Source organism: Asaia sp. As-1742 (genome assembly GCF_011753235.1).
Taxonomy (GTDB): domain Bacteria; phylum Pseudomonadota; class Alphaproteobacteria; order Acetobacterales; family Acetobacteraceae; genus Asaia; species Asaia bogorensis_B.
Genome location: NZ_VWWA01000002.1, coordinates 479,840 through 500,222, shown reverse-complemented (window position 1 = coordinate 500,222; position 20,383 = coordinate 479,840). Strand labels below are relative to the sequence as shown.

Below are 20,383 nucleotides of genomic sequence, written 5' to 3'. Positions count from 1 at the left end.
GTCTCGCTCAGGGGAAATGGCGGCGCGTCAGAGCGTGATCTGCAATTTGACATCCTCGGCGCGCCCCTCTGCCGCACGCTCAAAGGCGGCGATGGCGTCACCGAAGGGATAAGTGCCGGAAACAAGCGGCTTGAGGTCGATACTGCCCGAGGCAATCAGGGCAATCGCGCGATCATAGACATGGGCGTAACGAAAAATCGTCTCCATGCTCAGCTCCTTCGCCTGGGCCGCCACGATATCGAAAGCGACCTTGCGCGGCGGCATGCCGACCAGAACGAGACGGCCACCGGGGCGCGTGCAGGCTATCGCATCGTCATAGGCGCTCTCGAAACCGCTCGCCTCGAACGTGACATCAACCCCCCAGCCCTCGCCACAATGCAAGGCAATGCGCTCTGCCGCTTTCCCTTCTGCCAGATTGATCGGCGTGATATTGGGATAAGCCCCGGCGATAGCGAGTTTGGGGGCCGAGAAATCGCTGATGAAAACCTGGCTTGCCCCGGAGGCCAGCGCCGCAAGCGCTGTCATGATCCCGATCGGCCCTGCCCCTGTAACCAGACAGACGTCGCCGGGCTGCAGGCGGGCCTTGACGCAGGCATGAACCCCGACCGCCAGCGGCTCGACCATCGCCCCTTCAGCAAAGCTCACACGATCAGGCAGTTTGTACGTGTAAGCCGCCGGATGCACGACAGAGGCGGTCAGGCAACCATGCACAGGCGGGGTTGCCCAGAAGCGCACGGCAGGGTCGATATTATACTGCCCCAGACGGGAGGCACGCGATTGCGGATCAGGAATGCCCGGCTCCATGCACACACGGTCACCGATTTTCAGCCCCGTAACCCGGCTGCCCAGCGCGGTGATTGTCCCCGAGGCCTCATGCCCGGGCACCATGGGCTCGCGCACGACAAACGGCCCGATGGCACCATGCGTATAGTAATGCACATCGCTCCCGCAGATCCCGACTGTATGGATGGCAATACGCACATCATCAGGGCCAAGCGTGTCATCTAGGGCAATGTCCCGCAGCGACAGTTTGCCACGCTCTTCCAGAACCAGTGCCTGTGCCATATCGTCATTCCTTGCAGGTCCTGACATGCTCCAGCGATACGCGAACATGACAGAACTGTTAGATATAACGACGTCGTCTCATGAAATAGATCTATTATTCACAAAATCCGATGATTTTTTGCGTGAGCAGAACACCACTCCGTGATTTTCGATCTGGGCGCGAGCATCTGTGGGCAGGCACCGCATTCACCCAAGGCACTGCGTAGCGCCCCGGTTTGGCGCTGAGTCATGGCTGACCTATGCTGGTTTTCCATCGGGGGGCACCTCGGCCTTCCTCCAATGCCGACAGAAAGAGTTCTGATGACCGAGCGTCACGTTTTCCCCGGATTGAGCCGCCGACGGGCCCTCGCTTCGCTTGTCGCGACCGGAGGTGGCCTGATGGGAGCGGCACTGGCGCAGGCCGCGCCCGGCCCTGTGGCGGCACCCAAGGCACCGGACAAGGAAAGAAAGGCCGAGCCGAACGCCTCGCATCCCTCCCCTGCCGACCAGCCAGGAGCCACCGCCCATCCGGTCATTCGCACGCAAAGCGATGCCCTCTATCGCCCCACGATCCATTTCTCACCCGAGAGCGGTTTCATGAACGACCCCAACGGGCTTGTTCATGATGGGTCGGTTTTTCATCTCTATTATCAATATGACCCCTTTGCCCCCTATGCCGGTCACGTGCATTGGGGCCATGCGACGAGCAAGGATCTGTTGTCATGGCAGGATCAGCCGATTGCGCTCAATGAAACGCCTGCTGGCGAGGCCTTTACCGGATGCGCCGTGCTGGACGCACAGAACAGCTCAGGGCTGTTCAAGGAGGGGCAAGGTGGACTGGTTGCCCTCTACACCCGCGCCACGCCCAAGAAGCAGTCGCAGTATCTGGCGATCAGTGAGGACGGGGGACAGAGTTTCCACGATATCGCCCAGAATCCGGTGCTCGATATCGGCAGCAACTCATTTCGTGATCCGCAGGTGATCTTTCACGAACCCACCCGGCAATGGGTCATGGTGGTTGCAAAGTCACGCCTGCATCAGATTGCATTCTACGCCTCCATCGACCTCCGACACTGGGTGCATCTCAGCGATTTCGGCCCGTCCGGCCTGTATGGCGTCGATTATGAATGCCCCAATCTGATCGAGATTCCCGTTGAAGGCGGCGGATCACGTTGGGTTCTGTTCATCTCGGTCAATCCCGGTGGGCCGACGGGGGGCAGCATCACCCAGTATTTCGTTGGCAGCTTCGATGGCAGTCGCTTCACCCCGGATGACACCGTGATCGGGCTGACGGATTTTGCCAAGGATGCCTATGCCCTTCAATGTTACCAGAACATGCCGGGCAAGCAGGCCGTCTCCATCGCCTGGCTGGGCAACTGGCAGTACTGTCAGGAACTCCCGACCCAGAGCTGGCGCGGCTGCATGACCCTGCCCCGGCTCATGACACTGCGCCATGACTCAGCCGGCTGGCTGCGCCTCGCCCAGGCCCCGAGAGGGCTCGAAACCCTGCGTGAAGCACCTATCGCTTTCACCTGCCAGCGTCTGGCCGCCGGTGCCAGTGCCTCGGTGCCGCTCCCGCCAGGCGTGGCGCTCGAACTGGTCCTTAGCGCGACCGTTGACCAGATGCCCCCTAATCTGCCGCTGGGGGACAAGGGGCGCACAGGTCGGTTCGTTATCGTGTTCGGCAATGATATGGGCGAGAACCTGACCATCGGTTTTGACGCCTTCAGCGGTCAGCTCTGGATTGACCGGGCCGATCTCAACGGTTTCAAGCAGCCTTTCTTTACCGGGCAGTTCTCGACCCCTCTCAATGCCGATGACCGCCATTTCGACATACGTCTGGTGCTTGATGCCTGCACACTTGAGGTCTTCGCCAATGGTGGCCTTTCTGTGGGAACCGCACTGCTCTTTCCGGCCAACCCGCTCAGCTTCCTCAAGCTTGAGGCGACGGGCGCAGGGGCAAGCATCGAGACCCTGGGCCTGTACCGGCTCAGGAAGGTCATGCCGCGCGAGACAGCCCTGTAAGCCTCGGCCACCCTATGATAAGGCGGTGATCCCGACGAACCAGACCGGAGCTATTCCCCCTCATGTCCTTCACCGCCTGTCTTTTCGTCATGCTCGGCGGGGCCCTTGGCACGCTGGGGCGCTATCTCGTCTCTGTCGCGACCGCGCCCTATAGCCGCTCCATGCCGTGGGGCACGATCCTGGCCATCAATACGGTCGGGTCGTTTGTCATCGGTTTTTTCGGTACGCTGACGCTCGCCCATGGCCGCTTTCCCGTTTCGGAAAACATGCGGCTCTTTGTCATGGTCGGGATTTGCGGAGGGTACACCACCTTCTCGTCATTCAGCCTCCAGACACTGGATCTGATGCGTGCCGATGCATGGGGCCGCGCCATGCTCAACATCATTCTTTCAGCCGTGCTCTGCCTTGGCGCGGTATCGCTGGGGCACCATGCCGCCTCGAAGCTCAATGCCGGGGCCTTTCAGATTGCCCAGAACGAGACCGAAGAGGACGCCTGATATCCTGACGACCATCCCGCCGGGCCAGAGCCTGGCGGAACACAGGGTTTGCCTTATGCGCCCCCGCAGAGGTTGCCCTTCAGGCTGAGAGCGCTTCGAAGCGGGCTGTCTGCTCGTCACAGCGATAGATATCGGCCATCGGGTATGGCTGTCGCGCAAGCGTCGCCACTGCGTTGATGACCCGATCCACCTTTTCGTCACTCATCAGAACGCTGAAGTTCAGCCGGGTCCAGCCGGGCTTTTCGATTTCGTGACCCGACAGGATCTCGCGGCGCAGGATTGCCGAGGCAGGCTCATCGATGGACAGCAGTCGATGCGCATAGGGCCCGGCGCAGGCACAGCCGCCACGAGCCTGAATACCGTAGCAATCGGACAACAAGCGGGTGAAAAGCTGCTGATGGATATGACCGCCGCGCTGATGATCGCGGATGCGCATGGAGAAGATGGGCAGAGCCGGCTTGTCGGGTGAGGCACCGATCAGTTCGATCTCTGCCACGTCGCCCCAGGCCTTCAGCGCCCGCGCGCGCAGTTCGGCATGACGTCCGTCCATGAAATCCTGACCGATGGCATCCTTCACCAGAAATGCCAGCGCCGCACGGATATCGCCCACCACATTGGGTGTGCCCGCTTCCTCACGGTCGCTCACGCGATCGGAGTAATCATGGCCCCAGGGCGAGACAAAACGAACCGTTCCACCACCCGGCAGGCTCGGGCGTGTGATGGCCACAGCAGCATCACGAACGATCATCACGCCCGAAGCGCCGGGTCCGCCGATGAATTTGTGGGGTGATACGACCACCGCATCGATCTGGGCAGGCGTTCCCGCTGCCATATCGATGGTGAGATACGGCCCACCGCCCGCATAGTCCCAGACCGAACGCGCGCCATGCGCATTGAGCAGGGTCGTGATGGCCGCGACATCGGTCAGGATGCCAGTCACATTCGAGGCTGCGGAAAAGGCCGCCACCACCAGCCGACCCGGGGTGAGGGCTTCCAGCACTTGGGTGAGCTCTGCCACATCAGGCCCACCCTGCACGGCCTCGCCGATCTCGATGATTTCCGCACCGCTTTCGCGCCACGGCAGAATGTTGGAGTGGTGCTCGTAAGGCCCGATCAGAACGAGCGGTTTTCTGCCTTCAGCGACGGCCTGTGTAACGCCCATAAGGCTGACGAGACGGTTGATGCCTGACGTCGCACCTGAGCCGGTGAAAACAACGCTGTACGCCTCCGTTGCCTTGCAGAGCCGGGCTATATGAGCGCGCGCCGAGGCACGCAGCCTTGTCATCATGCGCCCGCAATAGGACGCCTGGGTATGACTATTGGCGTAGTAAGGCAGAACCTGCGTGAGGACGAAACTTTCGACCTGCTGAAGCGCACGCCCCGATGCCACGTAATCGGCATAGAGCAGCGGATGGTCGCCAAACGGCCCCGGCACAGGCACACCCTCACCAATGACCCCTTTGCGAAGCCCTGCCAGCCCCTCTTCGCCCTTCAGCGAACTGGCAAAATCATCGAGGCAGGTATCGGGGTTCAGCATGGTAAAGGCTCCTGTGATCGGATGAGCACAGGATAGAGCGATGGAATGGTAAAAAACTCACCCTATTTCATCGCAGATTCTGCTTTCTTTCTATCAAATGATCTGTTTTTCTCAATTTCATGGATCAAATAGACCGCGCTATCGTCCGAGCCCTGCAACAGGATTCATCGCTTTCCCAGCGGGGTCTGGCCGAGAAAGTCGGGTTGTCGCAGAATGCCTGCTGGCGCCGTCTGAATGCGCTCAGAGCCAGCGGCGTGATCGAGGGAGAAACCGTCCGGCTGTCGCAAACGGCCATAGGGTTGGGTGTGACGGTCTTCGTCATGGTACGCACCCGCTACCACTCACGCGAATGGCTGAGCCAGTTTCGCGAGGCCGTTCTGGCCATACCTAACATCGTGGATTTCCACCGTCTGGCGGGTGATTACGACTACATGCTCAAGGTCGTCGCCAAGGACATGAACGCGTTCGACCGCATCTATCAGATGCTTATCAGTAAGGTGGAGCTGGACACCGTCACCTCCTATCTCTCTATGGAGGCTATCGCCGATAACCGTGACATGCCTGTGTGATGCTACGGCCCCCGAAGGGCAATCATCGACCCGAAAGACGCTGGGCAAAGGCCGGGACCGTGGGAAGATCCCGGCCGGATCAGGCAGCCTGCTGACGATGAGCTGGACGCGTAAAGTGCGGTGCTCATCGTCGATCGTTGGGCCTGGAGAGAGAGGATTAGTTGGCCTCAGACTTGGTGATCAGTTCAAAAAGAAGCACCGAACGCCCTGTCACTGTATAAACCTGCTCCTGTGCAAACAATTCGGATTCCAGCGCCTCGCCATCATCTGGCCGGTTGGTATCCAGCAGCAGCTTCCACTCATCACCTTCTGCCTTGGGCAGCGTGAATTCCACGACATCGTGCCAACTGTTGAGAATGAGCAGAAGCGTGGCATCGGCACCGCGACGCATGATACCGCTGGGCTGGGCCCGGCCGTCAAGCATGAGCCCAAAGCACTGCGCCAGCGACCATTCATCCTGCTGCATGTCGCCACCTGACGCGCTCACCCACGTCAGTTCTTTCACATCCAGTTCAGGATTATAGGCCTCGGTCAGAAAGCGAGCGCGACGCAGGATCGGGAAGCGACGACGCAGTGCGAGAAGGCGTGTTGTGAATTTGGAGAGGCGTGCGCCCCCTTCACTGATACGCCAGTCAACCCAGGAGATATCGTTATTCTGGCAATAGGCATTGTTGTTGCCGCCCTGGGTTCTACCGAATTCGTCACCGGCGACGATCATGGGCGTGCCTTGGGAAAACGCAAGCGTGGCCATCATGTTGCGGCATTGGCGCCAACGTACTTCGTTGATGGCAGCGTCGTCCGTCTCACCTTCCACACCGTAATTACATGACCGGTTGTCCGACGTACCGTCCTTGCCATCCTCGCCGTTCGCCTCGTTGTGCTTTTCATTATACGAGACGCTATCCCATAGCGTGAAACCATCATGAGCCGTCAGGAAATTTACGCTGGCCCAGGCCTGACGGCCCAGATGATTGAACAGGTCAGGGCTGCCAAGCAGGCGCGGCGCCAATACATCGGCCTTGGCCTCGCCACGCCAGAAGTCGCGCACGGTATCGCGGAATTTGTCATTCCATTCGGCCCATCCGGGCGGAAACTGTCCAACCTGATACCCACCGGGTCCAATATCCCAAGGCTCGGCAATCATTTTGAGATGGGTGAGGGTCGGATCCTGCTGGCAGATGCGCAGGAAGCCCGACTGGCTATCGAACCCGTCGACCTCGCGCGCGAGGATGGTGCCGAGATCGAAGCGGAAGCCATCTACACCAATCTCATTGGCCCAGTAGCGCAGACTATCAACAACGAACTGCAATGAGGCCGTTTTTGTCAGGTTGAACGTATTTCCTGTACCGGTATCATTAATATAGAATCTCTTATTGTCAGGCATAAGCCTGTAATAGGTCGCGTTGTCGAGGCCCTTGAAGGAGAGGGTCGGACCGAGTTCATTCCCTTCTGCCGTGTGGTTGTAAACCACATCCATGACCACCTCGATGCCCGCCTCATGATAGGCGGCGACCATGCGGCGCACTTCGGTCAGGGCATCATCCTGATCTGCAGCATAGCGCGTGTCGGGAGCGAAGAAGCCGATCGTGTTATAGCCCCAGTAATTTGTGAGGCCTTTGTTCACCAGATACTCGTCTGCAACGAAGCTCTGGATCGGCAGCAACTCAATCGTGGTGATGCCAAGCGATTTCAGATGTTCGATCACATGGCGGTTTGCCAGCCCTGCATAAGTGCCCCGAAGGCGACGCGGAACCCGGGGATGATTAAGGGTGTAACCTCGGACGTGAGTCTCATAAACCACCGTCTCGGACCAACGCGTGCCCAAAGGACGCAGGTTTTGCGCCGTAGGATCGGTAATCACGCATTTCGGAATGAATGCTGCGCTGTCGCGCTCGTCAAAGCTCAGATCCTTATCGGCATGGCCAATCTGATAGCCGAAGAGCGCGGGATTCCACTCGATCTCCCCAAAATGCTCACGGGCATAAGGGTCAAGCAGAAGCTTGTTCGGATTGAAACGATGCCCTGCATCGGGCTCGTAAGGGCCATGAACACGCAGCCCGTAGAGCTGCCCCGGACGAAGGTCGGGCACCCAGCCATGAAATACCTGGTCCGTATATTCCGGGAGACGGATCCGGTCGGTCTCCTTCTCGCCGTTCTGATCGAACAGACAGATCTCAACCGCCTCGGCGTTGGCGGAGAATACTGCAAAATTGACGCCCTTCCCGTCGTAGACGGCGCCTCTCTCGGCCGGGCTTCCTTCTTTCAGGCGTTTCGCAAAAGAATCACTCATGAGTTTCTTTCCATCCTGACCCGACAGACTGGCGTGTTTCCTATCTGCAACCGGGTTCGAGGGGCCTAACGCTACGAAACAGGAAAGGGCTGATAACATAAACGCGAGCGATTAACGATTTCAGATGCGAAGCGTTTCATAAGTATTAGCATCCTAAAAGGCTCTGCAATTTCTTTTCCGATTCCTAAAACGAGGCCCGCCATGCCCTCAGACCAGATCGTTGCGCTTCCGACGGATTTGCAGCTGCTTTCCGTGACGGCGGAAATGTTTCCCTTTGTCAAAACGGGCGGGCTGGGGGACGTCGCCGCTTCGTTGCCAATAGCCCTGCGTCATCATGGGGTGCGCACCCGCACCATCCTTCCCGGTTATCCGGCCGTCATGAAAGCCCTGACCCAGAGAACGCAGGTCTATGTATTTCATGACATGCTTGGCTATCGCGTTACCCTGTGGGAAGGAATGGCTCACGGGCATCATCTCTACGCGATTGAGTCGAGTGACCTCTATGACCGCATAGGCGGTCCCTATCTGGGGCCTGACGGGCGAGACTGGCCCGACAACGACATGCGCTTCGCGGTGCTTTCCCGCGTGGCAGCCTGCATTGCGCAGGGTTGCCTCGCAAACTGGCAGCCAGACGTTGTCATGACCCATGACTGGCAGGCCGGGCTCGTGAGCGCCTATCTGCGCTACGACAACCTGCCAGCGCCCCCGGTTGCCCATGTCATCCACAACATGGCGTTTCAGGGCCTCTTTCCGCGCGACCTTCTCTCACGCATCGGACTGCCCGATCAGGCATTCTCGGTCGATGGTGTCGAGTTCTACGGCAAGCTCGGATATCTCAAGGCGGGTTTGCAGCTTGCAGACAAACTCATCACCGTATCACCTACCTATGCAGAGGAGATCCAGACGGCCGAAAACGGCATGGGTCTCGAGGGTCTGCTCAGCACGCGGGCGAATGACCTGCATGGTATTCTCAACGGCATCGATCTCCACGACTGGAACTCATTGACTGACCCTGCGGTGATCTTTCCCTATGCCGTGGGTGACATCGCGGGCCGCCGTGCGAACAAGCGTGTTTTCCAGGCAGAATTTGGCCTCCCGCAGGATCCGAATGCCATGCTGCTCGGTATCGTGAGCCGTCTGACCCGCCAGAAGGGCGTAGATATCCTGGCCGAAATCGCGCCACGCCTTTTTCAGGCCAATATCCAGCTCGCCGTCGTGGGCGTGGGCGATAACGACATCATGCAGGCTTTCCGGTCGCTTCAGCTGCGTTACCCGCGTCATCTGGTCTGTCATCTGCGTTACGATGAGGTGCTCGGCCACCGCCTGCATTCTGCGGTCGATGCCTCACTCATACCCTCGCGGTTCGAGCCCTGCGGCCTGACGCAGCTTCACGCCCTCCGTTACGGGTCCGTGCCAATCGCTGCCCGTGTAGGTGGTCTGACCGATACCATTGTGGACGCCAATGCCGCCGCCATCGAAGAAGGTGTGGCTAACGGCATCCTGTTCTCCCCGACCCAGGGCGATGCGCTATACCGCGCTATCCGTCATGCACAGAGGCTCTATCGACAGAAATCGGTCTGGGCCCGCTTGCAGCGCAATGGGTCGCTGCACGATGTTTCATGGCATGGGAAGGCGGCCCATTACGCGCGCCTGCTTCTCGAGATGGCCGGTCGCGCACCTGCCCGCCTGATCGGTGAGAGCGAAATTGCGCCGCGACTGAGCGATGTGGGCATCCCTCTTGCGCCCAACACATCCTTCAACCGCACGGCCAGAATGCCGCAGAGCCGCCCGCGCAACCCTGGTTTGGGTCGCACTGATCTGCCCCGTTTCGGGACCAGTGCCTGACCGCACCACCCCGTATCACGCTCCTGATGACGCGCGGACCTCATGGCCCGCGCACCCACCCGCTTGCGCAATCCCCTGAGGCGAGATCGTTTTTTCCATGACTGAAACAGAAACCACGCAGGCCGCCATCAAGGCCATCAAGCCTCAGGAACAATCCCTGATCGATGAAATCGTCGAAGGGCGCGCTCATGATCCCTTCTCATATCTCGGCCGCCATCGCGAAGGACGCAGTGGCGTCGTACGCGTGTTCTACCCGGACGCCGTCGAGGTCAGGCTGCTTGCTGAACGCAAGAACAAGCCCCCGCTCGAAAAGAAAATGGACCGCATCGATGAGCGCGGCATCTACAAGGCAACCATAGCGGCGACCTCCACACGCTATAGCCTGCGCATTCTGTGGGCAGATGGCTGGCAGGAAACGCACGACCCGTACAGCTTCGGCACATTGATTGGCGATCTTGATCTCTATCTTTTCGCGGAAGGCAATCATCGCGACATCGACCGGATCATGGGCGCCCATATCTGTGAGATCGATGGTGTATCGGGTGTGCGGTTCAGTGTGTGGGCGCCCAATGCCCATCGCGTGTCGGTCATCGGTGATTTCAACATTTGGGATGGCCGTCGTCACGCCATGCGCCTGCGCCATAGCGCAGGCATCTGGGAGCTGTTCGTTCCGGGCATTGGGTCTGGCGAGCGCTACAAATTCGAGATCATGGCACAAGGGGGTGTCATTCTGCCTGCCAAGGCAGACCCCTATGCCCGTTATGCCGAGCTCCCCCCGGCCACAGCCTCGATCGTTGCCCCACCGCTCGAGCATGACTGGCAGGATCAGGAGTGGATGGCGCAGCGCGCGACACGGCAGTCGCTCGAGGCACCCATCTCGATTTATGAGCTACACGTGCCATCATGGCAGCGCCTGAACAGCCCGACCGGCTATGTGAGCTGGAATGATCTGGGCGACAAACTCATTCCTTACGTGACCGGGCTGGGCTTCACCCATATCGAGCTCATGCCGATCACGGAATATCCCTTTTCAGGCTCGTGGGGTTACCAGCCTCTCAGCATGTATGCGCCAACCTCGCGCCATGGCACGCCCGCCGAATTTGCGCGGTTTGTGGACCGCTGCCATCAGGCGGGGCTCGGTGTCATCATGGACTGGGTACCGGCGCATTTTCCGGCAGATGCCCACGGGCTGGCCCTTTTCGATGGCACGCATCTTTACGAGCACTCTGACCCGATGGAGGGCTACCATCAGGACTGGCATACGCTCATTTACAATTTCGGGCGCACGGAGGTTCGCAATTTCCTGACCGGCAGTGCGCTCTACTGGTTGAGAAATTTTCACATCGACGGCCTGCGTGTCGATGCAGTGGCTTCCATGCTCTATCGCGATTACAGCCGCAAGGAAGGCGAGTGGCGTCCCAACGTCTATGGCGGCCGTGAAAATCTGGAGGCCGTGAATTTCATGCGCGAGCTCTCCGGGATTATACGCGATTACTGCCATGACGCTGCTCTGATTGCCGAGGAGTCGACGGCCTGGCCGGGTGTGACTGCGCCTGCTGAGGTCGGTGGGCTGGGCTTTCGCTTCAAATGGAATATGGGGTGGATGCACGATACGCTGCGCTACATGCAGCAGGATCCGCTATGGCGGCGCTATCATGGGTCAGACCTCACCTTTGGCATGGTCTATGCCTATACCGAGCATTTCATTTTGCCGCTGTCTCACGACGAGGTCGTGCATGGCAAAGGATCCCTTTTGTCGCGCATGCCGGGTGATGATTGGCGGCGACATGCCAATCTGCGCGCCTATTACGCCCTGATGTGGGCCTATCCGGGCAAGAAGCTACTCTTCATGGGGGGTGAACTCGCCCAGTGGGAAGAGTGGCACAATGACCGTGAACTCGCCTGGAACCGTCTGCACGATCATCTTGGCAAGGGTATGCACGATACGGTCGGCCTATTGAACGCGGTCTATCGCGAGGAACGGGCGCTCAGCGCTCATGATTACCACCATGACGGTTTCAGATGGATCATCGCAGACGATACCGAAAATACGGTTTTCGCCTGGTTGCGTCAGGCTCCGGGGGCTAACCCTGTTCTCGTCGTGTGCAACATGACGCCAGTGGTCCACCACGAGTATCGCATCGGCGTGCCACGTGGTGGGGCATGGGTCGAACGCGTCAATACCGACCGCAGCGAGCTGGGTGGCTCTGGCGTGGTTCATGACAATCCCGTCATGGCGTCGCAAGAATTTGCTCATGGCATGGAACATTCACTCGTCCTGACGCTTCCTCCTCTCGCCGTTCTGTATCTCGTCCCGAAACACGGCTGACCCTTCCCCAACCGGAGGCACCAATGCCAGAAGCGTATCTCTACCAGACCCGTTTTGGTGCCACCCCCCAGAGTGACGGAACAACACGTTTCGCTCTCTGGGCGCCGTCATGCAAGGCCGTCAGCCTCGAACTGGAAAACCAGGCGCCCCTGCCCATGCAGGCCGAACCTGACGGCACCTTCACCCTGACAACGTCTTGTCCGTCAGGTGCCCGCTATCGCTATCGCGTACGGGACGATCTTGCCGTTCCCGATCCGGCCAGCCGTAGTCAGCCAGACGGCGTGCATGGTCCGAGCGTGGTGACAGACCCGTCTTCCTATATCTGGAAAACACGGAACTGGACTGGCCGCCCCTGGGTCGAAGCCGTCATTTACGAGCTCCATGCCGGCTTGCTCGGCGGTTTCGATGGCGTGCGCGATCGTCTGGATGAGCTCAAGGCGCTGGGGATTACGGCCATCGAGATCATGCCCGTCAACAGCTTCGGCGGCACGCGCAACTGGGGGTATGATGGTGTCCTGCCCTACGCCCCGACGCAGGCCTATGGTGACCCTGACTCGCTGAAGCGGCTTATCGACACGGCCCATGCCAAAGGTATGATGGTGCTGCTGGATGTGGTCTATAACCATTTCGGCCCGGACGGGAATTTTCTGCACGACTACGCGGAAGCGTTTTTCGATCACGATAACAATTCCACCTGGGGGACTGGCATTGCCTTTGCCAAGCCTGAAGTGGCCGATTTCTTCATCGACAATGTGCTCTACTGGCTGATGGAATTCCGATTTGACGGCGTGCGCATTGATGCAGCCTCAGCCATTACCGACCATGCGTGGTTCGGCAAGCTGCGCAAGCGCGTCACCGGAACAATCGAACCCGGTCGCTACGTGCATCTCATTCTTGAAAACGAAAATAACGACGCAGGCCTCCTGCGTGATGGGTATACCGCCCAATGGAATGATGACGGCCATAACGTGCTGCATGTCATGCTCACGGGGGAGAAGGAGGGTTATTATGAAATGTTCGCCGATAACCCCACGCGCATACTTGCCCGCGTGCTGCATGAGGGATTTGCCTATCAGGGAGAGATGAACCCGTATTCGGGCAAGAAACGCGGCATGCCGAGCGGCGACCTGCCCGCAACCAAATTCATCCTCTTCCTGCAAAACCATGACCAGACCGGCAACCGTGCCATGGGTGAGCGTCTGATTTCACTCGCAGCGCCCGAAGCCCTCCATGCGGCCTATGCTCTTTTGCTGCTGTGTCCGATGGTCCCGATGCTGTTCATGGGAGAGGAATGGGGCTGCACCACACCCTTTCTCTTCTTCTGCGATTTTCATGATGAACTGGCTGACGCCGTGCGTGAGGGCAGACGCAAGGAATTTGCCAAATTCGCCTCGTTTCAGGATCCCGAAAAGCGCAAGACCATCCCTGACCCCAATGCGCTCTCGACCTTCGACCAGTCGCGCCCGGATCGTGATGAGCGCGCCACGCTGGATGGGCGTATCTGGCTTGACCGCACCCACAGTCTCCTCACCCTGCGCAAACGCTTTCTTGTGCCAAGGCTCTCGAATGTGCACAGCCTCGATGCCAGCGTGATAGGCGACAAATCGGTAATAGCGCGCTGGAAACTCGACGATGGATCAATCCTGTCGATCGCCATCAATCTTTCGGACCATGAAACCTGCAAGATTTCCGAACCTGCCACGCTCCTTTATAGCTCGGCAGCGCGACGCGCCGTAGAAGAACTGCCACCCGGCAGTCTGGTGGCCGGACTGGAGTGACGCGCATGACCTATCTGCCTCTGACAGCAACCCTGCGGCTGCAATTTCATCGTGAATTCACCCTCAATGACGCCGTCCCGCTGGTTCCCTACTTCAGAAAACTTGGAATCAGCCATGTCTATGCATCGCCGCTCCTGTCCTCCACCCCCGGCTCCACGCACGGCTATGACACGGTCGATTGCCACACGATCGACCCTGATCGTGGCGGTATCGAAGGGCTGAAGAATCTGGTTGCGGCGCTGCGTGACAAAGGCATGGGGCTTATCCTCGATATTGTCCCCAACCATATGGGGGTTGGTTCCGCCAATCACTGGTGGATGGATGTCCTGCGCCACGGGCGCGATAGCACCTATGCCCAGCATTTCGACATCGACTGGTCACCGGCCAACCCGATGCTGCACAACAAGGTGTTGCTGCCTTTTCTCGGCGACCCCCTTGATGACACCATCAAGAGCGGTGATCTGAAGATCGCGCTTCATGAAGCGTCCAACCATCTCGCCATCCATTACGGCGATCAATTCTATCCTTTATCCGCACAAAGCGAAGCCTCATTGCTTGCCGAAGCGGGATGCTTAGGGGCATCGGTCATGACCGATGAGACCCTTGCGAAACTCAATGAGCTGATCACCCCTGACAGCAAGAGCGGGCGCGAGAGACTGGAAGCCCTGCTTGAGGCGCAGCACTACCGTCTGGCCTGGTGGCGCGTTGCAGGCGATCTGGTCAACTGGCGCCGTTTTTTCGATGTTACCTCTCTCGTTGCCCTGCGTATGGACCGCAAGGACGTGTTTGATGACGCGCATAAACTCGTCTTCGAGCTCTATCGTGAAGGCCTGATCGACGGCTTGCGCGTGGATCATGTCGATGGCCTCGCTCGCCCGGCGGAATACTGCACGAGACTTCGCGCCCGTCTGGACACTTTGCGGCGGGAACGCCCGGAAGGTCTGCGCGATCAGGCACCTTTCTTCATCGAGAAGATCCTCCAGAAGAACGAAATCCTGCCACTGGAATGGCCGGTCACGGGGACGACTGGCTACGACTTTCTCGAGCAGGTTGATCTTGCCCTTCATGACCCACGTGGCGAGGCACCACTCACCGAATTGTGGTCCGCTTACGGTCCGGCCGATTTTGAAACCGTCGAGCACGGGGCCCGGCATGAAAAACTCGACACTTCATTCGTGGGCGATTTCGAGGCGCTGACAGTGCGGCTTGCGGGGCAGTTCCCGTCGGGTCGTGACCTTACGCCGCACGCCATTGGCGTTGCCCTGCGCGCTCTTCTGACCGTCTTTCCGGTCTATCGCAGCTATTTCGCCGATGGTGGTGATTCCGGTGCCGATTTTCGCGCCATCGACAAGGCACGTCTCGCAGCACAGCAGATTTTGCCCGTCTATCAGCACGAGATACTGGACCAGATTTGCCAGTACCTTGCCGATGCCCGGATCGACACGACGGAACGGCAGGATATTCTTGAACGCTTCGAGCATCTCACAGCGCCTCTCACGGCCAAGGCAGGTGAGGATACAGCGTTCTATCGCTATGCCCGCCTCCTCTCGCGTAACGATGTCGGTTGCAGCCCCGATCGGTTCGCAGCCCCTGTGAAGAGCTTTCACAGCATGAATATCGAGCGTCTGGCTAACCACCCCCAGGCACTCCTTACCACCGCAACGCATGACCACAAGCGCGGGGAAGATGGGCGGGCTCGGCTCATGGTTCTCAGCGAGCCCGCAGCCAACTGGCCTGAAACGGCGCGGCGCTGGCTGGACCAGAGTCAGGCTTTCCTCGAAAAGACTGCCCATGGTCCCTCACCCATATCGGCCGATGCCTATTTCATTTTCCAGACGCTAATTTCTTCCTGGCCCCTAAATGAGGCTGGTTTCAGCGATTACAGCGAACGTATCGACGCCTATCTGACCAAGGCACTGCGTGAAGCCGGCAGCCAGACCGGGTGGAGCAATCCTGACGAGGCCTATGAAAAAGCCTGTCTGGATTTCGCCCATCGCTGCATGAGCGGAGACTTTGGCAAAGGCCTGTCATCCTATGTCGAGCGCATCAGCCCGGCTGCTACGCTCAACAGCCTGTCACAGACCTTGCTGCGCATGACCAACCCCGGTGTTCCTGACCTTTATCAGGGTCGTGAAACCTGGGATTTCAGCCTTGTCGATCCGGATAACCGCCGACCCGTCGATTATCCCACCCATCGGGCAATGCTCGATGAAGCCCTGCCCTTTGCCCAAAGCAGCGCCGGGTGGAAGAATGGCCGCATCAAGCAGGCATTGATCGAAACCGTTCTGGCTCTTCGCCTTGAGAACACGGATCTCTTTGCTTCTGGGCGCTATCTGCCACTCAGTGCCACCGGCCCTCTGGCAGAGCATGTGATTGCCTTCCAGCGGCAAACGATGGAAGGCTCATACCTTATCATTGCGCCGCGGCTGACAATGGAGCTGGCGCCCGATGAAGGACTATGCATTCACCATCGCGGCCTTAGCGAAACGATGCTTCCTGTTCAGGGCGCTTGGCGCAGCCTGCTGCATGACGGTATTGCGCCAGAGGCGGGTACTTTCTCGCTAGGTTATCTCAATGGCCGGCCACCAATTGATATCCTGATCAACCGGGACTGATTTTCCGTGATGCGACAGGCTCGAACCATGACGCCTGTCGCCCACTCCTTTGGGCATAGACATCCCTATCCTCGCCGGACGCCCTGCAGCGTGGGACTGGTGTCAGCAACCATGCTTAGTCGGCTTTGCATGACCGCTCGTGATTCAACGAGAGTCTCTCAAGCGCCACACGAGGAAATGGGACGCGGAATGAGTCCCTAGGCGGCGCAACCCGTTCTCTCCCGAAAACGTTACATCGCCCCATGAGCGAGGTGACGCGTGCATATACTCCACATTGCGCTGGGTGGCTGTCTTCGCGCGCCCCCGGTTACCTACGGAATTACGCCTGATACGGGCGGTCATATCGCTTATGTGCTTGAGGCAGCCAATGCACAGGCTGCCCGTCGTGACGTTGATCATATCACAATCATTACGAGACGTTTTCGTAATGAAATGCTTGGTCTGATTCACGATCAGGAAATCGAATGTGTCTCGGACAAGATCACGATCCAGCGCATCGGTGCTCCTGCCTCGCCTTACCGCGAAAAAGATGCCGCTCTTGCGGACCTTCCTGACCTGACTGAAGCCCTGCTGCGCCATGCCAGCCGCCCGGACCAGCGTTACGACGCTATTCATGTGCATTTTGCCGATGCTGCCCAGCTTGGTCTCGCTCTTGCGCAAAAGCTGAATATTCCCGTCATCTACACACCCCATGCGCTAGGCATCGACAAATTGCAGGCGGGAGGGCGCAATTGCCCGGCTTTGCACGCGCGTATCGCCATGGAGCGAAGCGCCATCGCTCAGGCCGATGGCATCATCGTTTCAACCCGCGATGAAGCGAGCCACCAGATCCCCCGCTACGGCGTCGCGCTCAACCGCTCACGCCTGCGCCAGATCACACCCGGCGTCCCCACGCTCGATCCCGCACCCGCCGCGCAAGGACGGACCTTTATCGCCCGCCATCTGGATCATCCTGATCGCCCCGTCATTCTGGCAATCGCCCGCGCTGTCGAGAAGAAGAACCTTGTCCTCCTGGCTCAGGCCTATGCAAGTGATCACGGCCTGCGCGAGCGCGCCAATCTGGTCATTCTCGCGGGGCAACATGCCGGTGTGCAACCCGGCACGGAAGAAGCCGGTGTAATCGCACAACTGCATCATATCCGCCATGCAGCGGGGCTGGAGGCGCAGTTCGCGCTACCTGCCGCTCATGAGGCGCATGATGTTGCCAGCCTCTACCGGTTTGCGGCTCATACGAGAGGCGTTTTCGTCAATCCGGCGCGTCACGAACCCTTCGGTCTTACCCTGCTCGAAGCGGCCTCGGTCGCACTGCCCGTTCTTGCCACAAATCGGGGCGGCCCGGTCGATATCATCGCCAGACTAGGGCATGGCCTGCTCTTTTCCCCTGATTCATCAGACAGCCTGACGGAAAGCCTGAACCATCTGCTGTCATCGCCTGAACTATGGGCAAAGCTTTCAGGCGCAGCGACCAGACATCAGGCGCTCCTGGGCTGGGAAAACTACGCCGCAGACTCTGTCGCGTTCTACCGCAAACTTGGACGCCAACGTCAGCGTATGGCACGCCCTGCCCCGCGCAGGCTTGCAACTACTGTCTTTCCGTCGGGTAGCATCGCGCCATCGGTTCTTCCCTTGCCGGCGTTCTCCCAGCTGATTGACAGCGCAACCCAGCCGCAACTGTCAGGATGGTCCGCATGACGCGCCCTATTGGTTATTTCGTGCATCACCAGGGTCGCGGTCATGCGGAGCGCTGTCTCGCGATCATCAACGCTCTGCCCGATACGCGTCCGGTACGCATTTTCTGTGCCCGCGCCGATCTATTTCCTGACCTGCCCGCTCATGTCAGCCTGACCGTCATTCCGTCGCTTTTCGAAGCGACCGGGGCGGAAAACGCAGCGCTGGCGGATATGCCCACGCCCCGCACCCTGCATTGTGCGCCGCTTGGCTGGCCCGGCATACGGCAGGCTATGGGGCAGATAGTGGCGTGGTTTGTCGAGGCAGACCCGGCCCTGATGATTTGTGACGTTTCGGCCGAAATTGCCCAGCTTTGCCGCCTGTGCAGTGTGCCGCATATCAAGATCCTGCAACACGGCGACCGCGACGACGAGGGTCATCAGGCTGCCTATGATGGCGCAGTCGGTCTGCTGGCGCCGTTTTCGGCCCAGCTTGCACAACCTGAATGGACGACCTCACGGCTACAGCAGATTTTCTTTGCCGGTGGCCTCGGCAAGCCCGAAATCCTGCCAGAAAAGGAAGTGGCCCGACAGCGCATCGGCATCGTCCCCGACCGGGAAATGATCCTTGTCATGACGGGCGGCGGCGGATCGGGTTTCACTCTGGCCCCCATCACGGTCGGCGCACGCCACCGCCCCGATGCCCTGTGGGTCACAATCGGCGCGCTGGAACGCGACTGGCACGCAACAGAGCCTGGCAATATTCTTCATCGCGGGTGGGTATCGAACGCGACAGACTATATCGCCGCGGCCGATTGCATCATTGCAAGCACAGGCAATACGACCTGCCAGCAAATTCTCGCCGCGGGCAAGCCGTGGCTCGCTATTCCTGAATGGCGCTATTTCGATGAACAGCGTCGCAAGGCCGAGTGCCTCGAAGCCGCCCATATGGCCGTCATACGCCAGCATATGCCCGCTTCAGCACTCGCCTGGGCAAAAGCGCTGGAAGAGACCTATGCGCACCACCGGCCCGGCATCCAGCGCAGCGCCATAGATGATCGTCCCGCCGAGGGCGTTGCGCACTGGCTTGAAAGCCTGATTGCCCGCCTCTGGAATGAGCCCCCTTCCACCATGACCGGCGCCACCGCGCATGAAAGCTTCCTGCCATGAACACGCTTTCGGTTCTGACTCTTGCCAGAGGGCGCGCCAGCCATCTGGCCAACATGATGCTCGGTCTGTCGCGCCAGAGCGTCCAGCCTGACGAATTCATCGTTATCGTGATGCAGGATACGCCCTATGAAAACCTGCCAGAGGTGGATTTTCCCGTGCGTCAGATCCTTGCCCCTGCCGGGGTGATGAATCTGTCTGCCGCGCGTAATCTTGCGGCATCGGAAGCCATCGGTGAGGCTCTCGTATTTCTCGATATCGATTGTATCCCGGCACCGCATTGCCTGCGGGATTATCGCGATGCGCTGGAAACCTGCGACGGACTGCTGATGGGTGAGGTCATGTACCTCCCAGCTGGGGCAAATGATGAAGGTTGGACCTACGCCGCTTTCGAAGCCGTCAGCGAGCGCCATTCCGACCGACGCGGGCCACCGGCTTATGGGGTGGAAGCCTGCCCGGATTATCGCTGCTTCTGGTCGCTCAATTTTGCCATTCGCGGGACACGCTTCGCCAGTTCTGGCGGGTTCGACGAAGAATTCACCGGCTATGGCGGTGAGGACACGGATTTTGCCAAAGGTTTCACTCTGGCCGGCAATGCCCTGGCCTGGGTCAACGGCGCACGCGTCTATCATCAGCACCACACACACCATATGCCGCCCGTTCACCATCTTGAGACGGTTGTTCGGAACGCCGAGATTTTCGAGAGCAAATGGGGCTACCGCACCATGGGCCACTGGCTTCACGCCTTCCGGCTCATGGGGCTAATCGATGACACGCCCGGACAGCCTATCCGTATTCTGCGTGCACCCAATGCAGACGATCTGGCCCTGACAGGACAGCAGGCTCATCAGCCTTATGCCAATACGGCCTCGGTCATCAGCATTCTGGAGCAGCGTCAGGCAACACGTGAAGCCGCTCTCGCTGCGCTGCGACCGACCGAAGCTGCCGTGCCCCTGCCAGTACCTCCTGGCTCTTTGAGCCCCGACGCGGTGAACCCTGTCGCCATCGCGGCTGAGTGAC

General features: G+C 59.3%; 13 protein-coding genes. 10 read left to right on the top strand and 3 right to left on the bottom strand.

Going from position 1 to position 20,383, the window contains the following annotated elements; genetic code table 11:
* Nucleotides 1–27: 27 nt before the first annotated feature.
* Nucleotides 28–1,065 carry an NAD(P)-dependent alcohol dehydrogenase gene (locus tag F3J08_RS04865; protein ID WP_166928631.1) on the bottom strand — a complete coding sequence of 346 codons (1,038 nt, stop codon included), beginning with the start codon at nt 1,063–1,065 and terminating at the stop codon, nt 28–30.
* A 300-nt stretch (nt 1,066–1,365) separates the two neighbouring features.
* Between F3J08_RS04865 and F3J08_RS04860 the strand changes: the two genes are divergently transcribed.
* Together F3J08_RS04860 and crcB are read left to right on the top strand one after the other, a co-directional pair.
* A complete protein-coding gene (locus F3J08_RS04860) occupies nt 1,366–3,069 on the top strand; it encodes a glycoside hydrolase family 32 protein (protein WP_166928630.1) in 1,704 nt (567 codons plus the stop codon).
* A gap of 62 nt (nt 3,070–3,131) precedes the next feature.
* Nucleotides 3,132–3,566 carry a fluoride efflux transporter CrcB gene (crcB, locus tag F3J08_RS04855; RefSeq protein ID WP_023979964.1) on the top strand — a complete coding sequence of 145 codons (435 nt, stop codon included), beginning with the start codon at nt 3,132–3,134 and terminating at the stop codon, nt 3,564–3,566.
* Nucleotides 3,567–3,645: 79 nt separating this feature from the next.
* Here crcB and F3J08_RS04850 read toward each other — a convergent pair whose 3' ends face one another.
* Nucleotides 3,646–5,103 carry an aminotransferase class V-fold PLP-dependent enzyme gene (locus tag F3J08_RS04850; protein ID WP_166928629.1) on the bottom strand — a complete coding sequence of 486 codons (1,458 nt, stop codon included), beginning with the start codon at nt 5,101–5,103 and terminating at the stop codon, nt 3,646–3,648.
* Between the two features lie 119 nt (nt 5,104–5,222).
* Here F3J08_RS04850 and F3J08_RS04845 point away from each other — a divergent pair, with 119 nt between their 5' ends.
* Nucleotides 5,223–5,672: an Lrp/AsnC family transcriptional regulator gene (locus F3J08_RS04845; RefSeq protein WP_062165155.1), complete on the top strand. Its 450-nt coding sequence runs from the start codon at nt 5,223–5,225 to the stop codon at nt 5,670–5,672.
* A 157-nt stretch (nt 5,673–5,829) separates the two neighbouring features.
* Here the strand turns inward: F3J08_RS04845 and glgX are convergent, their stop codons facing one another.
* Nucleotides 5,830–7,962: a glycogen debranching protein GlgX gene (gene glgX, locus F3J08_RS04840; protein WP_122040167.1), complete on the bottom strand. Its 2,133-nt coding sequence runs from the start codon at nt 7,960–7,962 to the stop codon at nt 5,830–5,832.
* 201 nt (nt 7,963–8,163) lie between these two features.
* Here glgX and glgA point away from each other — a divergent pair, with 201 nt between their 5' ends.
* From glgA to F3J08_RS04805, 7 genes are all read left to right on the top strand, one after another.
* The gene (gene glgA, locus F3J08_RS04835; protein ID WP_166928628.1) at nt 8,164–9,807 is read left to right on the top strand and encodes a glycogen synthase GlgA; all 1,644 of its coding nucleotides are present in this window, start codon (nt 8,164–8,166) and stop codon (nt 9,805–9,807) included.
* Nucleotides 9,808–9,904: 97 nt separating this feature from the next.
* On the top strand, nt 9,905–12,136 hold the full coding sequence (gene glgB / locus F3J08_RS04830; RefSeq protein ID WP_166928627.1) for a 1,4-alpha-glucan branching protein GlgB: 2,232 nt from the start codon (nt 9,905–9,907) through the stop codon (nt 12,134–12,136).
* Nucleotides 12,137–12,159: 23 nt separating this feature from the next.
* A complete protein-coding gene (treZ, locus tag F3J08_RS04825; protein WP_166928626.1) occupies nt 12,160–13,914 on the top strand; it encodes a malto-oligosyltrehalose trehalohydrolase in 1,755 nt (584 codons plus the stop codon).
* Nucleotides 13,915–13,919: 5 nt separating this feature from the next.
* On the top strand, nt 13,920–16,529 hold the full coding sequence (gene treY, locus F3J08_RS04820) for a malto-oligosyltrehalose synthase (protein WP_166928625.1): 2,610 nt from the start codon (nt 13,920–13,922) through the stop codon (nt 16,527–16,529).
* A 258-nt stretch (nt 16,530–16,787) separates the two neighbouring features.
* A complete protein-coding gene (locus F3J08_RS04815) occupies nt 16,788–18,221 on the top strand; it encodes a glycosyltransferase (RefSeq protein WP_166928624.1) in 1,434 nt (477 codons plus the stop codon).
* Nucleotides 18,218–19,366, top strand: a complete 1,149-nt coding sequence (locus F3J08_RS04810) for a hypothetical protein (RefSeq protein ID WP_166928623.1) — start codon at nt 18,218–18,220, stop codon at nt 19,364–19,366. Before F3J08_RS04815 ends, F3J08_RS04810 begins: the two co-directional genes overlap by 4 nt.
* Complete coding sequence (locus F3J08_RS04805; RefSeq protein WP_166928622.1) at nt 19,363–20,382, top strand: glycosyltransferase family 2 protein; 1,020 nt, start codon at nt 19,363–19,365, stop codon at nt 20,380–20,382. The genes F3J08_RS04810 and F3J08_RS04805 overlap by 4 nt, the downstream gene beginning before the upstream one ends.
* The last annotated feature ends 1 nt before the right edge of the window (nt 20,383 follow it).